Genomic DNA, 15,209 nt, shown 5'->3' with positions numbered 1-15,209 from the left:
GCGGTTCCCACTTTCAGGGGGCCGCTCCCTTTGCTGTACGTGCACAAAGTGCACACAGGCACTTAGTCTGGTCGCACAACCCCATACGACGGACGAAGCGAGGAGCCGCCGGCTCGCCGCCGGTCCTCGGTAGTGGCCCCCGGAACATGCCGGGTGCTTCGATCGAAGACCGGCCCGCACCCAAGGCGCGTCTCTCCGCCCCCGTCGACACCGTCCCCGGCCACACGGGCCCCGGACGCAAAGACGAACACGTAGGAGAAACCACTAGTGGAGAACGAGACCCACTACGCCGAGGCCGTCATCGACAACGGCACCTTCGGTACCCGCACCATCCGCTTCGAGACGGGCCGTCTCGCCAAGCAGGCCGCCGGCTCCGCCGTCGCCTACCTGGACGACGACACGATGGTCCTCTCCGCGACCACCGCCTCGAAGAAGCCCAAGGACCAGCTCGACTTCTTCCCCCTGACGGTCGACGTCGAGGAGCGGATGTACGCGGCCGGCAAGATCCCCGGCTCCTTCTTCCGCCGGGAGGGCCGCCCCTCCGAGGACGCGATCCTCACCTGCCGCCTGATCGACCGCCCGCTGCGCCCCTCCTTCCAGAAGGGCCTGCGCAACGAGATCCAGATCGTCGAGACGATCATGGCGCTCAACCCCGACCACCTGTACGACGTGGTCGCGATCAACGCCGCCTCCTGCTCCACGCAGCTGGCCGGCCTGCCCTTCTCCGGCCCGATCGGCGGCACCCGTGTCGCGCTGATCAACGGCCAGTGGGTCGCGTTCCCGACGCACACCGAGCTCGAGGACGCCGTCTTCGACATGGTCGTCGCCGGTCGCGTCCTGGAGGACGGCGACGTCGCGATCATGATGGTCGAGGCCGAGGCCACCGAGCGCACGATCGAGCTCGTCAAGGGCGGCGCCGAGGCGCCGACCGAGGAGGTCGTCGCCGCCGGTCTCGAGGCCGCGAAGCCCTTCATCAAGGTCCTCTGCAAGGCCCAGTCGGACCTCGCCGCCAAGGCCGCCAAGCCCACCGGCGAGTTCCCGGTCTACCTCGACTACCAGGACGACGTCCTGGAGGCGCTCTCCGCCGCCGTCAAGGGTGAGCTCGCCCAGGCGCTCACCATCGCCGGCAAGCAGGAGCGCGAGACCGAGCTCGACCGCATCAAGGAGCTCGCCGCCGACAAGCTCCTCCCGGCCTTCGAGGGCCGCGAGAAGGAGATCGCCGGTGCGTACCGCGCGCTGACCAAGAAGCTGGTCCGCGAGCGCATCATCAAGGACAAGGTCCGCATCGACGGCCGCGGGCTCACGGACATCCGTACCCTCGCCGCCGAGGTCGAGGCCATCCCGCGCGTGCACGGTTCCGCGCTGTTCGAGCGTGGCGAGACCCAGATCCTGGGCGTCACCACCCTCAACATGCTCCGCATGGAGCAGCAGCTGGACACCCTCTCCCCGGTGACCCGCAAGCGCTACATGCACAACTACAACTTCCCGCCGTACTCCGTCGGCGAGACCGGCCGCGTGGGCTCGCCCAAGCGCCGCGAGATCGGCCACGGCGCGCTCGCCGAGCGCGCCATCGTGCCGGTCCTCCCGACCCGCGAGGAGTTCCCCTACGCGATCCGTCAGGTGTCCGAGGCCCTCGGCTCCAACGGCTCGACGTCCATGGGCTCGGTCTGCGCCTCCACCATGTCCCTGCTGAACGCCGGTGTGCCCCTCAAGGCCCCCGTCGCCGGTATCGCCATGGGTCTGATCTCCGAGGAGATCGACGGCAAGACGCACTACGTCGCCCTCACGGACATCCTCGGCGCCGAGGACGCGTTCGGCGACATGGACTTCAAGGTCGCCGGCACGAAGACCTTCGTCACCGCGCTCCAGCTCGACACCAAGCTCGACGGCATCCCCGCCTCGGTCCTGGCCGCAGCGCTGAAGCAGGCCCGTGACGCGCGTCTGCACATCCTCGACGTGATGAACGAGGCGATCGACGTTCCGGACGAGATGTCCCCGAACGCGCCGCGCATCATCACCGTCAAGATCCCGGTGGACAAGATCGGTGAGGTCATCGGCCCCAAGGGCAAGATGATCAACCAGATCCAGGAGGACACCGGCGCCGACATCACGATCGAGGACGACGGCACCATCTACATCGGTGCCGCCCAGGGCTCGCAGGCCGAGGCCGCCCGCGCCACGATCAACGGCATCGCCAACCCGACCATGCCGGAGGTCGGCGAGCGCTACCTGGGTACGGTCGTCAAGACCACCACCTTCGGTGCCTTCGTCTCCCTGCTCCCGGGCAAGGACGGCCTCCTGCACATCTCGCAGATCCGCAAGCTCGCCGGTGGCAAGCGCGTGGAGAACGTCGAGGACGTGCTGGCGATCGGCTCCAAGGTCCAGGTCGAGATCGCCGAGATCGACCAGCGCGGCAAGCTCTCCCTGATCCCCGTGATCGCGGACGAGGACGGCGCCGACGCGAAGGACGACACCGACCAGTGACGTCCCGTAGTTCCGTGACGACGGCCCGCCCCTCTTCGGAGGGGCGGGCCGTCGCCCGTACCCAAACGCTTCTCCCGGGCAAGGACGGCATCGGCACGGTCCGCCGCACGACCCTCCCCGGCGGCCTCCGGATCGTCACCGAGACCCTGCCCTCCGTGCGCTCCGCCACCTTCGGCATCTGGGCCCACGTCGGTTCGCGGGACGAGACGCCGAGCCTCAACGGCGCCACCCACTACCTGGAGCACCTCCTCTTCAAGGGCACCCACAAGCGGTCCGCCCTCGACATCTCCGCCGCGATCGACGCGGTCGGCGGCGAGATGAACGCCTTCACGGCGAAGGAGTACACCTGCTACTACGCCCGGGTCCTCGACACCGACCTGCCGCTGGCGATCGACGTCGTCTGCGACATGCTCACCGGTGCGCTGGTCCTCGAAGAGGACGTGGACGCCGAGCGGGGAGTCATCCTCGAAGAGATCGCGATGACCGAGGACGACCCCGGCGACGTCGTGCACGACCTGTTCGCGCAGACGATGTTCGGCGACACCCCGCTGGGCCGCCCGGTCCTCGGCACCGTCGACACGGTCAACGCCCTCACCCGCGGCCAGATCGCCCGCTTCTACAAGAAGCACTACGACCCCACCCACCTGGTCGTCGCCGCCGCGGGCAACGTCGACCACGCCACGGTGGTACGCCAGGTCCGCCGCGCCTTCGAGAAGGCCGGCGCCCTGACCCGTACCGACGCCGTCCCCGTCGCCCCCCGCGACGGCCGCCGCGTCATCCGCACGGCGGGCCGCGTCGAGCATCTGAACCGCAGGACCGAGCAGGCGCACGTGGTCCTCGGCATGCCGGGCCTGGCCCGCACCGACGAGCGCCGCTGGGCCCTCGGCGTGCTGAACACCGCCCTCGGCGGCGGCATGTCCTCCCGCCTCTTCCAGGAGGTCCGCGAGAAGCGCGGCCTGGCCTACAGCGTGTACTCGTACACCTCGGGCTTCGCCGACTGCGGCCTCTTCGGGGTGTACGCGGGCTGCCGCCCCAACCAGGTCCACGACGTGCTGAGGATCTGCCGGGACGAGCTCGACAAGGTCGCGAACGAGGGCCTCACCGACGAGGAGATCGTCCGCGCCGTCGGGCAGCTCTCCGGCTCGACCGTCCTCGGCCTGGAGGACACCGGTGCCCTCATGAACCGCATCGGCAAGAGCGAGCTCTGCTGGGGCACCCAGATGTCGGTCGACGACATGCTCACCCGGATCGCCGCGGTCACCCCGGACGACGTCCGGGCCGTCGCCCGCGATGTACTGGACCAGCGGCCCTCCCTGTCGGTGATAGGACCGCTGAAGGACAAGCAGGCGGACCGTCTCCACCAAGCGGTCTCCTGACCCCGAGCCCCTTTAAGGAAAAAGAGCAATGAGCAAGCTGCGCGTGGCGGTCCTCGGAGCCCAGGGCCGTATCGGCTCTGAGGCGGTCAGGGCCGTCGAGGCCGCCGAGGACATGGAACTGGTCGCGGCCCTCGGCCGCGGCGACAAGCTGGAGACGCTCACGGAGACGGGCGCCCAGGTCGTCGTCGAGCTGACCACCCCCGGCTCGGTGATGGACAACCTCGACTTCTGCGTGCGCCACGGCATCCACGCGGTCGTCGGCACCACCGGCTGGACCGAGGAGCGCCTCGCGCAGCTGCGGACCTGGCTCGCGGCCTCCCCGGAGACCGGTGTCCTCATCGCGCCGAACTTCTCCATCGGCGCGGTCCTCACCATGAAGTTCGCCCAGATCGCGGCCCCGTACTTCGAGTCGGTCGAGGTCGTCGAGCTGCACCACCCGCACAAGGTGGACGCCCCCTCCGGCACCGCCACCCGTACGGCTCAGCTCATCGCCGCGGCCCGCGCCGAGGCCGGCCTCGGCGCCCAGCCGGACTCCACCGCGACGGGCCTCGAAGGGGCCCGGGGTGCCGACGTCGACGGCGTCCGCGTCCACTCCGTACGCCTGTCGGGCCTCCTCGCCCACCAGGAGGTCCTGCTCGGCGGCGAGGGCGAGACCCTCACAGTCCGCCACGACTCCCTGCACCACTCCAGCTTCATGCCGGGCATCCTCCTGGGCGCCCGCCGCGTGACCACCGCTCCGGGCCTCACCTTCGGCCTGGAGCACTTCCTGGACCTGGGCTGACGGGCATGGGCGGAAAGATCACGTACGTCTTCCTCGCCAGTGTCCTCGTCCTCGTCTTCGGCGTGGTGGCGATGGAGGGCGTACTGCTCCTCCTGACGGGCGAGCCCGCGGCCATGGGCATGGGCGCGGTGGCGTTCCTGCTGCCGGCCGTGGGCGGCTGGTTCCTCTGGAAGAACACCAGCTTCGCGCGCCGGGCCAACCGCCTGGCCGCGGAGCTGGAGGCGGAGGGCGGCCTGCCCGTCGACGAGCTGAAGCGGACCGAAGGCGGCCGGATCGACCGGGACTCGGCCGACGAGGTCTTCGCCCGGCGCAAGGCCGAGGCGGAGGACTCCCCGGAGGACTGGCGCTGCTGGTTCCGGCTCGCGGTCGCTTACCACGACGCCCGGGACACCCCCAGGGCCCGCAAGGCGATGCTGCGGGCCATCGCGCTCCACGAGGGCCGTACGGTCAGCGCGTAGCCGCCGGGGCGACGCCGTACTCGGCGTTCCAGGCCTCGACCGTGTCGGCCGCGCGGTCGAAGGCCTCGACCCGGGAGAGGAAGTCGGCATTGTGGTCGGTGAGCAGCAGCAGCTGCTCACCACCCTGCCGGCCGAGCACCAGAGCCTGGCCCTGGACCGTGCGGGGGAGCCCCAGCCAGCGCACCGGCTGCTGCACGGTCCGCACGGAGGTCACCTTCGCCCACGGCACGGTGGAGGTCGTCAGGAAGGCCACGCGCCGTACCCCGGCGCGGCTCACCCACGTGCCCACGCGGAGCATCCGCAGGGCGGCGAGGATGACGAGCACGGCGATCCCGAGCGTGACACCGGCGGCGGCGAAGCCACCGGCGGCGACGATGATCACGGCGGCGAGCAGCACGAACGAGGCGAGCAGCAGCGCGAGCGCCGCCGCTCCGACCCGCCACGACCCCGGCCGGTACGGACGGCGCCACTGGTCGTGGTCGTCGAACGGCAGGGCGACGTGGTCGGTCGTGTCAAAAGCACGGTCGGCCGTCAAGAAGGGCAGGGGCACGACAGGTCCTCACTCACAAGCACGCTCGAAGGGGCGGTGCCCGGTGAGGCTACCTCAGCGGTTGTCGGAGGCTTCGGACTGCTGCTGATGAGTGGCGGCGTCCCCCGACTGGAGCGAGGGCATACCGAAGATCAGCGACCCGGCGAGCCCCGCGACGACGGTCAGCCCGATCAGCGTACGACCCACGATCTGCGAGGCGCTGAGGCGCTCCCGGGGTGGTGGAGTGACGTTACTGCGGAAGTGGTCGGCCTCCGCGACGAACGCGAACGGTACGGCCTCTCGCCGGCGGAACATCAGGGCCACTCTCCTCGGTAGTCGATGTGCTTCACAGGGACAGACGACAGAACCGAGGGTTTGGTGCCCTATTTCACCAAAGCGGCCGAATCTCATCCTCGGGTAGGACGTCGCAAGGACGACGTGGGGACGTCGTTAAAGTGGGCGCTGCAACACCCCGACTGGAAGGACCGCTGGTGACCGACACCCCCACCGAGAACGTGAAGATCGACTTCCGGAGCGACGTCACCGTTGATCTGGTCAAGAGCGCGGCGACCGACTCCGACGTCCTCTGGGCCGCACGTGTGTCCACGGCGGGGGAGCAGTCCCTCGAAGAGCTCCAGAAGGACCCGGAGCGCTCGAAGGGCCTGATCAACTACCTGATGCGGGACCGCCACGGCAGCCCGTTCGAGCACAACTCGATGACCTTCTTCATCAGCGCCCCGATCTTCGTGTTCCGCGAGTTCATGCGGCACCGCGTGGGCTGGTCGTACAACGAGGAATCGGGCCGCTACAGGGAGCTCCAGCCGGTCTTCTACGTCCCCGACACCTCGCGCAAGCTGGTCCAGGAGGGCCGCCCGGGCAAGTACGTCTTCGTCGAGGGCACCCAGGAACAGCACGACGTGGTCAGCCGCACGATGGAGGAGTCGTACCGGACGGCCTACGCGACCTACCAGGAGATGCTGGCCGCCGGCGTCGCCCGCGAGGTCGCCCGCTCGGTCCTCCCCGTCGGCCTCTTCTCCTCGATGTACGCCACGTGCAACGCGCGCTCGCTCATGCACTTCCTGGGCCTGCGCACCCAGCACGAGCTGGCCGCGGTCCCGTCCTTCCCACAGCGGGAGATCGAGATGGTCGGCGAGAAGATGGAGGAGCACTGGGCCCGGCTGATGCCGCTGACCCACGCCGCCTTCAACAAGAACGGCCGTGTGGCCCCGTAGAGCACACATGTCCGAGCCACTCGCGCGAAGTGTCCGTATTGCGACGTTTCGAGAAGTTCATCTAGGCTGATCAAACGGACCCGGCACTGCCTGAACCCCCGAGCAGGCAGTGCCGGGCTCCTCTTCTTCCTGTCCCCCTCGGGGACACCCGGCGCTGAGCAGCGAGTAGCGTGTTACCCATGGCTCCGATCTCCACTCCGCAGACCCCCTTCGGGCGGGTCCTCACCGCCATGGTCACGCCCTTCACGGCTGACGGCGCACTCGACCTCGACGGTGCCCAGCGACTGGCCACCCATCTGGTCGACGCAGGCAACGACGGCCTTGTCATCAACGGCACCACCGGCGAGTCCCCCACCACCAGCGACGCGGAGAAATCGGAGCTGGTACGAGCTGTGCTGGACGCGGTCGGAGACCGCGCCCACATCGTCGCCGGCATCGGCACCAACGACACCCACCACTCGCTGGAACTCGCCCGCACCGCCGAGCGCGACGGCGCCCACGGCCTGCTCGCCGTGACGCCGTACTACAACAAGCCCTCGCAGGAGGGTCTCTACCGGCACTTCTCGGCCATCGCCGACGCCACCGAGCTCCCGGTCATGCTGTACGACATCCCCGGCCGCAGCGGCGTCCCGATCGACACCGAGACGCTCGTCCGCCTCGCAGAGCACCCCCGGATCGTCGCCAACAAGGACGCCAAGGGCGACCTCGGCCGCGCCAGCTGGGCCATCGCCCGCTCCGGCCTCGCCTGGTACTCCGGCGACGACATGCTCAACCTGCCGCTGCTCTCGGTGGGCGCCTGCGGCTTCGTCTCGGTCGTCGGCCACATCGTCACCCCGGAACTCCGCGCCCTTCTCGAAGCCCACCTGGGCGGCGAGCCCCAGAAGGCCACCGAGATCCACCAGCGCCTCCTGCCGATCTACACCGGCATGTTCCGCACCCAGGGCGTCATGACCACCAAGGCCGCCCTCGCCCTCCAGGGCCTCCCGGCCGGCCCGCTGCGCCTCCCGCTCGTGGAGCTCTCCGCCCAGGAGAGCGAGCAGCTCAAGGTCGACCTGGCCGCCGGCGGGGTAGAACTCTGACAACGGACTTCACAACTGAACACTGACAACAGCAAGTGCACGAATGTCATGCGCGCCACGTGCCCGACCGGCACGTGGCGCGCGTGGTGAGGAGAGTCTTTTGAGTCATCCGCATCCTGAACTCGGCGCTCCGCCGAAGCTCCCGAAGGGCGCCCTGCGCGTCACCCCGCTCGGCGGGCTCGGCGAGATCGGCCGGAACATGACGGTCTTCGAGTTCGACGGCCGCCTGCTCATCGTCGACTGCGGCGTCCTCTTCCCCGAAGAGGAGCAGCCGGGCGTCGACCTGATCCTGCCCGACTTCAGCATCATCCGGGACCGTCTCGACGACGTCGAAGGCATCGTGCTCACGCACGGCCACGAGGACCACATCGGCGCCGTCCCCTACCTGCTCCGGCTCAAGCCGGACATCCCGCTCATCGGCTCCAAGCTGACGCTGGCGCTGATCGAGGCCAAGCTCCAGGAGCACCGCATCCGCCCCTACACCCTTGAGGTGAAGGAAGGCGACCGCGAGATCCTGGGCTCCTTCGACTGCGAGTTCATCGCGGTCAACCACTCCATCCCGGACGCCCTCGCGGTGGCCATCCGCACCCCCGCGGGCATGGCCGTCGCCACCGGCGACTTCAAGATGGACCAGCTCCCGCTGGACGGCCGCCTCACCGACCTGCACGCGTTCGCGCGTCTGAGCGAGGAAGGCATCGACCTCCTCCTCTCGGACTCCACGAACGCCGAGGTCCCAGGCTTCGTCCCGCCGGAGAAGGACATCTCGAACGTCCTGCGGAACGTCTTCGCGAACGCCCAGAAGCGCATCATCGTGGCCAGCTTCGCCAGCCACGTGCACCGCATCCAGCAGATCCTCGACGCCGCCCACGAGTACGGCCGCCGGGTCGCCTTCGTCGGCCGCTCGATGGTCCGCAACATGGGCATCGCCCGCGACCTGGGCTACCTCCGCGTCCCGGCCGGCCTCGTCGTCGACGTGAAGACCCTCGACGACCTCCCGGACGACGAGGTCGTGCTGGTCTGCACGGGCTCCCAGGGCGAGCCCATGGCGGCCCTGTCCCGCATGGCCAACCGCGACCACCAGATCCGGATCGTCCCCGGCGACACGGTCATCCTGGCCTCGTCCCTCATCCCGGGCAACGAGAACGCGGTCTACCGCGTGATCAACGGCCTGACCCGCTGGGGCGCCAACGTCGTCCACAAGGGCAACGCCAAGGTCCACGTCTCGGGCCACGCCTCGGCCGGCGAGCTGCTGTACTTCTACAACATCTGCCGCCCGAAGAACCTCATGCCGGTCCACGGCGAATGGCGCCACCTGCGCGCCAACGCCGAGCTCGGCGCGATGACGGGTATCCCCAAGGACCACATCGTCATCGCCGAGGACGGCGTCGTCGTCGACCTCATCGACGGCAAGGCCAAGATCGTCGGCAAGGTCCAGGCGGGGTACGTGTACGTCGACGGCCTCTCGGTCGGCGACGTCACCGAGGCTCACCTCAAGGACCGCCGGATCCTCGGCGACGAGGGCATCATCTCGGTCTTCGTGGTCGTGGACTCCTCGTCCGGCAAGATCGTGAGCGGCCCGAACATCCACGCCCGCGGTTCCGGCATCGAGGACTCCGCCTTCGACGCCGTGATCCCCAAGGTCGACCAGGCCCTGAACCGGTCGGCCCAGGACGGCGTCGTGGAGCCCCACCAGCTCCAGCAACTGATCCGCCGCACGGTCGGCAAGTGGGTCTCCGACACCTACCGCCGGCGCCCGATGATCCTCCCGGTCGTCGTCGAGGTCTGACTCTGACCTGCGCCACACCGGAGCGGGGCCCCTCGATTTGCATCGGGGCGCCCCGCTCCAGTACGTTTACGGCTCCGCCAGATCGGGAACCCCCGGTGCCTTCGTGCGCCTGAACGGTTCTCCGGGAGGCGGGAAATCCGACTCAGAACTTCTGATAAAGTCGGAACCGCCGAAAGGCCCCCGGAGTGAAAACAAAAGGGACCGGAAAGCACCGAGGAAATCGGATGGAAAACATCTGATAAGCTTCGGAACGAAGGAAAAGCCCGGAGGAAAGCCCGCGAGGGTGAGTACAAAGGAAGCGTCCGCACCTTGAGAACTCAACAGCGTGCCAAAAATCAACGCCAGATTAGTTGATACCCCGTCCATCTTCGGATGGCGAGGTTCCTTTGAAAGTCCTGCCGGCCTTTGTGGCGGGTAGGCAACATACACAGCGAGGACGCTGTGGACGGTCGGCCACATTCCGGCATGACCGTCCCGCTCAACGCGAGTGTCACCCGATTACGGGTAAACATTCACGGAGAGTTTGATCCTGGCTCAGGACGAACGCTGGCGGCGTGCTTAACACATGCAAGTCGAACGATGAAGCCCTTCGGGGTGGATTAGTGGCGAACGGGTGAGTAACACGTGGGCAATCTGCCCTTCACTCTGGGACAAGCCCTGGAAACGGGGTCTAATACCGGATAACACCGGCCTCCGCATGGAGGCTGGTTGAAAGCTCCGGCGGTGAAGGATGAGCCCGCGGCCTATCAGCTTGTTGGTGGGGTAATGGCCTACCAAGGCGACGACGGGTAGCCGGCCTGAGAGGGCGACCGGCCACACTGGGACTGAGACACGGCCCAGACTCCTACGGGAGGCAGCAGTGGGGAATATTGCACAATGGGCGAAAGCCTGATGCAGCGACGCCGCGTGAGGGATGACGGCCTTCGGGTTGTAAACCTCTTTCAGCAGGGAAGAAGCGAAAGTGACGGTACCTGCAGAAGAAGCGCCGGCTAACTACGTGCCAGCAGCCGCGGTAATACGTAGGGCGCAAGCGTTGTCCGGAATTATTGGGCGTAAAGAGCTCGTAGGCGGCTTGTCACGTCGGGTGTGAAAGCCCGGGGCTTAACCCCGGGTCTGCATCCGATACGGGCAGGCTAGAGTGTGGTAGGGGAGATCGGAATTCCTGGTGTAGCGGTGAAATGCGCAGATATCAGGAGGAACACCGGTGGCGAAGGCGGATCTCTGGGCCATTACTGACGCTGAGGAGCGAAAGCGTGGGGAGCGAACAGGATTAGATACCCTGGTAGTCCACGCCGTAAACGTTGGGAACTAGGTGTTGGCGACATTCCACGTCGTCGGTGCCGCAGCTAACGCATTAAGTTCCCCGCCTGGGGAGTACGGCCGCAAGGCTAAAACTCAAAGGAATTGACGGGGGCCCGCACAAGCAGCGGAGCATGTGGCTTAATTCGACGCAACGCGAAGAACCTTACCAAGGCTTGACATATACCGGAAAGCATTAGAGATAGTGCCCCCCTTGTGGTCGGTATACAGGTGGTGCATGGCTGTCGTCAGCTCGTGTCGTGAGATGTTGGGTTAAGTCCCGCAACGAGCGCAACCCTTGTCCTGTGTTGCCAGCATGCCCTTCGGGGTGATGGGGACTCACAGGAGACCGCCGGGGTCAACTCGGAGGAAGGTGGGGACGACGTCAAGTCATCATGCCCCTTATGTCTTGGGCTGCACACGTGCTACAATGGCCGGTACAAAGAGCTGCGATGCCGCGAGGCGGAGCGAATCTCAAAAAGCCGGTCTCAGTTCGGATTGGGGTCTGCAACTCGACCCCATGAAGTCGGAGTTGCTAGTAATCGCAGATCAGCATTGCTGCGGTGAATACGTTCCCGGGCCTTGTACACACCGCCCGTCACGTCACGAAAGTCGGTAACACCCGAAGCCGGTGGCCCAACCCCTTGTGGGAGGGAGCTGTCGAAGGTGGGACTGGCGATTGGGACGAAGTCGTAACAAGGTAGCCGTACCGGAAGGTGCGGCTGGATCACCTCCTTTCTAAGGAGCACAATACCGATTGCAGACAAACGTTCTGCACGGTCAGCTCATGGGTGGAACGTTGATTAGTTGGCACAGTCAGTGACACGAAAGACCGCTAGTACTGCTTCGGCGTGGAAAACGGGATTCGTGGAACGGACTGTGCTTGGCACGTTGTTGGGTGTCTGAGGGTACGGCCGTATGGTTCGTATCTTCGAGGATGCCGGCCCCAGTAAAGCTCTGTTTCGGCAGGGTGTGATGGGTGGCTGGTCGTTGTTTGAGAACTACACAGTGGACGCGAGCATCTGTGGCCAAGTTTTTAAGGGCGCACGGTGGATGCCTTGGCACCAGGAACCGATGAAGGACGTGGGAGGCCACGATAGTCCCCGGGGAGCCGTCAACCAGGCTTTGATCCGGGGGTTTCCGAATGGGGAAACCCGGCAGTCGTCATGGGCTGTCACCCATGCCTGAACACATAGGGCATGTGGAGGGAACGAGGGGAAGTGAAACATCTCAGTACCCTCAGGAAGAGAAAACAACCGTGATTCCGGGAGTAGTGGCGAGCGAAACCGGATGAGGCCAAACCGTATGCGTGTGATACCCGGCAGGGGTTGCGCATGCGGGGTTGTGGGATCTCTCTTCTGTCGTCTGCCGGCGACAGGACGAGTCAGAAACCGTATGGATAGGCGAAGGACATGCGAAAGGTCCGGCGTAGAGGGTAAGACCCCCGTAGCTGAAATTCATACGGCTCGTTTGAGAGACACCCAAGTAGCACGGGGCCCGAGAAATCCCGTGTGAATCTGGCGGGACCACCCGCTAAGCCTAAATATTCCCTGGTGACCGATAGCGGATAGTACCGTGAGGGAATGGTGAAAAGTACCGCGGGAGCGGAGTGAAATAGTACCTGAAACCGTGTGCCTACAAGCCGTGGGAGCGTCGGACGTAGCTTGCTATGTCTCGTGACTGCGTGCCTTTTGAAGAATGAGCCTGCGAGTTTGCGGTGTGTTGCGAGGTTAACCCGTGTGGGGAAGCCGTAGCGAAAGCGAGTCCGAATAGGGCGATTTAGTAGCGCGCTCAAGACCCGAAGCGGAGTGATCTAGCCATGGGCAGGTTGAAGCGGAGGTAAGACTTCGTGGAGGACCGAACCCACCAGGGTTGAAAACCTGGGGGATGACCTGTGGTTAGGGGTGAAAGGCCAATCAAACTCCGTGATAGCTGGTTCTCCCCGAAATGCATTTAGGTGCAGCGTCGTGTGTTTCTTGCCGGAGGTAGAGCACTGGATAGGCGATGGGCCCTACCGGGTTACTGACCTTAGCCAAACTCCGAATGCCGGTAAGTGAGAGCACGGCAGTGAGACTGTGGGGGATAAGCTCCATGGTCGAGAGGGAAACAGCCCAGAGCATCGACTAAGGCCCCTAAGCGTACGCTAAGTGGGAAAGGATGTGGAGTCGCAGAGACAACCAGGAGGTTGGCTTAGAAGCAGCCACCCTTGAAAGAGTGCGTAATAGCTCACTGGTCAAGTGATTCCGCGCCGACAATGTAGCGGGGCTCAAGCGTACCGCCGAAGTCGTGTCATTGCAGCAATAGGGCCAACGCCCGCTGTGATGGGTAGGGGAGCGTCGTGTGCCGGGTGAAGCAGCCGCGGAAGCGAGTTGTGGACGGTTCACGAGTGAGAATGCAGGCATGAGTAGCGATACACACGTGAGAAACGTGTGCGCCGATTGACTAAGGGTTCCTGGGTCAAGCTGATCTGCCCAGGGTAAGTCGGGACCTAAGGCGAGGCCGACAGGCGTAGTCGATGGACAACCGGTTGATATTCCGGTACCCGCTTTGAAACGCCCAATATCGAGCCCATTAATGCTAAGGCCGTGAAGCCGTTCCGGACCCTTCGGGGAAAGGAAAGTGGTGGAGCCGTCGACCCAAGGTGGTAGTAGGTAAGCGATGGGGTGACGCAGGAAGGTAGTCCAGCCCGGGCGGTGGTAGTCCCGGGGTAAGGGTGTAGGGCGTGTGATAGGCAAATCCGTCACGCATTAAGCCTGAGACCTGATGCCGAGCCGATTGTGGTGAAGTGGATGATCCTATGCTGTCGAGAAAAGCCTCTAGCGAGTTTCATGGCGGCCCGTACCCTAAACCGACTCAGGTAGTCAGGTAGAGAATACCGAGGCGTTCGGGTGAACTATGGTTAAGGAACTCGGCAAAATGCCCCCGTAACTTCGGGAGAAGGGGGGCCATCACCGGTGATAGGACTTGCTCCTTGAGCTGGGGGTGGCCGCAGAGACCAGCGAGAAGCGACTGTTTACTAAAAACACAGGTCCGTGCGAAGCCGTAAGGCGATGTATACGGACTGACGCCTGCCCGGTGCTGGAACGTTAAGGGGACCGGTTAGTCACATTTCGGTGTGGCGAAGCTGAGAACTTAAGCGCCAGTAAACGGCGGTGGTAACTATAACCATCCTAAGGTAGCGAAATTCCTTGTCGGGTAAGTTCCGACCTGCACGAATGGCGTAACGACTTCTCGACTGTCTCAACCATAGGCCCGGTGAAATTGCACTACGAGTAAAGATGCTCGTTTCGCGCAGCAGGACGAAAAGACCCCGGGACCTTTACTACAGTTTGATATTGGTGTTCGGTTCGGCTTGTGTAGGATAGGTGGGAGACTTTGAAGCCGTGACGCCAGTCATGGTGGAGTCGCCGTTGAAATACCACTCTGGTCGTGCTGGATGTCTAACCTCGGTCCGTGATCCGGATCAGGGACAGTGTCTGATGGGTAGTTTAACTGGGGCGGTTGCCTCCCAAAGGGTAACGGAGGCGCCCAAAGGTTCCCTCAGCCTGGTTGGCAATCAGGTGTTGAGTGTAAGTGCACAAGGGAGCTTGACTGTGAGACCGACGGGTCGAGCAGGGACGAAAGTCGGGACTAGTGATCCGGCGGTGGCTTGTGGAAGCGCCGTCGCTCAACGGATAAAAGGTACCCCGGGGATAACAGGCTGATCTTCCCCAAGAGTCCATATCGACGGGATGGTTTGGCACCTCGATGTCGGCTCGTCGCATCCTGGGGCTGGAGTCGGTCCCAAGGGTTGGGCTGTTCGCCCATTAAAGCGGTACGCGAGCTGGGTTTAGAACGTCGTGAGACAGTTCGGTCTCTATCCGCTGTGCGCGTAGGAATATTGAGAAGGGCTGTCCCTAGTACGAGAGGACCGGGACGGACGAACCTCTGGTGTGCCAGTTGTCCTGCCAAGGGCATGGCTGGTTGGCTACGTTCGGGAGGGATAACCGCTGAAAGCATCTAAGCGGGAAGCCTGCTTCAAGATGAGTATTCCCACCTCCTTGAGAGGGTAAGGCTCCCAGTAGACCACTGGGTTGATAGGCCGGATGTGGAAGCCCAGTAATGGGTGGAGCTGACCGGTACTAATAGGCCGAGGGCTTGTCCTCAGTTGCTCGCGTCCACTGTGTTAGTTCTGAAGTAACGAAC

9 protein-coding genes and 2 rRNA genes are annotated in these 15,209 nt (G+C 64.9%); 9 read left to right on the top strand and 2 right to left on the bottom strand.

Annotated features, from left to right (window positions below; translation table 11 throughout):
* The first annotated feature begins 267 nt into the window (after positions 1-267).
* From DEJ46_RS10595 to DEJ46_RS10580, 4 genes are read left to right on the top strand one after another with little or no spacing between them, the layout of a single operon-like run.
* Positions 268-2,484, top strand: coding sequence for a polyribonucleotide nucleotidyltransferase (locus DEJ46_RS10595; protein ID WP_150265513.1), 2,217 nt, complete (start codon positions 268-270; stop codon positions 2,482-2,484).
* Entirely contained in the window at positions 2,481-3,860 is a 1,380-nt protein-coding gene (locus DEJ46_RS10590) for a M16 family metallopeptidase (RefSeq protein WP_150265511.1), read from the top strand. Before DEJ46_RS10595 ends, DEJ46_RS10590 begins: the two co-directional genes overlap by 4 nt.
* A gap of 28 nt (positions 3,861-3,888) precedes the next feature.
* A complete protein-coding gene (gene dapB / locus DEJ46_RS10585) occupies positions 3,889-4,641 on the top strand; it encodes a 4-hydroxy-tetrahydrodipicolinate reductase (RefSeq protein ID WP_150265509.1) in 753 nt (250 codons plus the stop codon).
* A 5-nt stretch (positions 4,642-4,646) separates the two neighbouring features.
* A complete protein-coding gene (locus tag DEJ46_RS10580; protein WP_150265507.1) occupies positions 4,647-5,099 on the top strand; it encodes a hypothetical protein in 453 nt (150 codons plus the stop codon).
* On the opposite strand, the gene DEJ46_RS10575 is transcribed toward DEJ46_RS10580, so the two are convergent.
* Together DEJ46_RS10575 and DEJ46_RS10570 are read right to left on the bottom strand one after the other, a co-directional pair.
* Positions 5,089-5,649, bottom strand: a complete 561-nt coding sequence (locus DEJ46_RS10575; protein WP_150265505.1) for a hypothetical protein — start codon at positions 5,647-5,649, stop codon at positions 5,089-5,091. The two genes, DEJ46_RS10580 and DEJ46_RS10575, sit on opposite strands and share 11 nt — an antisense overlap.
* A 54-nt stretch (positions 5,650-5,703) precedes the next feature.
* Positions 5,704-5,943: a hypothetical protein gene (locus DEJ46_RS10570; protein WP_150265503.1), complete on the bottom strand. Its 240-nt coding sequence runs from the start codon at positions 5,941-5,943 to the stop codon at positions 5,704-5,706.
* A 176-nt stretch (positions 5,944-6,119) separates the two neighbouring features.
* On the opposite strand from DEJ46_RS10570, the gene thyX reads away from it, so the two are divergent.
* From thyX to DEJ46_RS10540, 5 genes are all read left to right on the top strand, one after another.
* Positions 6,120-6,860 carry an FAD-dependent thymidylate synthase gene (gene thyX / locus DEJ46_RS10565; RefSeq protein WP_055641032.1) on the top strand — a complete coding sequence of 247 codons (741 nt, stop codon included), beginning with the start codon at positions 6,120-6,122 and terminating at the stop codon, positions 6,858-6,860.
* Positions 6,861-7,039: 179 nt separating this feature from the next.
* Entirely contained in the window at positions 7,040-7,939 is a 900-nt protein-coding gene (gene dapA, locus DEJ46_RS10560; protein ID WP_150265501.1) for a 4-hydroxy-tetrahydrodipicolinate synthase, read from the top strand.
* 100 nt (positions 7,940-8,039) lie between these two features.
* Positions 8,040-9,725 carry a ribonuclease J gene (locus tag DEJ46_RS10555; protein WP_150265499.1) on the top strand — a complete coding sequence of 562 codons (1,686 nt, stop codon included), beginning with the start codon at positions 8,040-8,042 and terminating at the stop codon, positions 9,723-9,725.
* Between the two features lie 511 nt (positions 9,726-10,236).
* Positions 10,237-11,762, top strand: a 16S ribosomal RNA gene (locus DEJ46_RS10545).
* A 288-nt stretch (positions 11,763-12,050) separates the two neighbouring features.
* Positions 12,051-15,169, top strand: a 23S ribosomal RNA gene (locus DEJ46_RS10540).
* Together the 16S and 23S rRNA genes form the textbook arrangement of a ribosomal RNA operon.
* Positions 15,170-15,209 lie beyond the last annotated feature (40 nt).

It is taken from the genome of Streptomyces venezuelae (assembly GCF_008642375.1).
Taxonomy (GTDB): Bacteria; Actinomycetota; Actinomycetes; order Streptomycetales; family Streptomycetaceae; genus Streptomyces; species Streptomyces venezuelae_G.
The sequence above is the reverse complement of the archived record's forward strand: the minus strand, read 5'-3'. Positions and strand labels throughout refer to the sequence as shown.

Excerpts from the sequence above, each read along its gene's own strand:
- dapB (WP_150265509.1), top strand. The coding sequence starts at position 3,889 with ATGAGCAAGCTGCGCGTGGCGGTCCTCGGAGCCCAGGGCCGTATCGGC.
- DEJ46_RS10580 (WP_150265507.1), top strand. The coding sequence starts at position 4,647 with ATGGGCGGAAAGATCACGTACGTCTTCCTCGCCAGTGTCCTCGTCCTC.
- DEJ46_RS10570 (WP_150265503.1), bottom strand. The coding sequence starts at position 5,943 with ATGTTCCGCCGGCGAGAGGCCGTACCGTTCGCGTTCGTCGCGGAGGCC.
- dapA (WP_150265501.1), top strand. The coding sequence starts at position 7,040 with ATGGCTCCGATCTCCACTCCGCAGACCCCCTTCGGGCGGGTCCTCACC.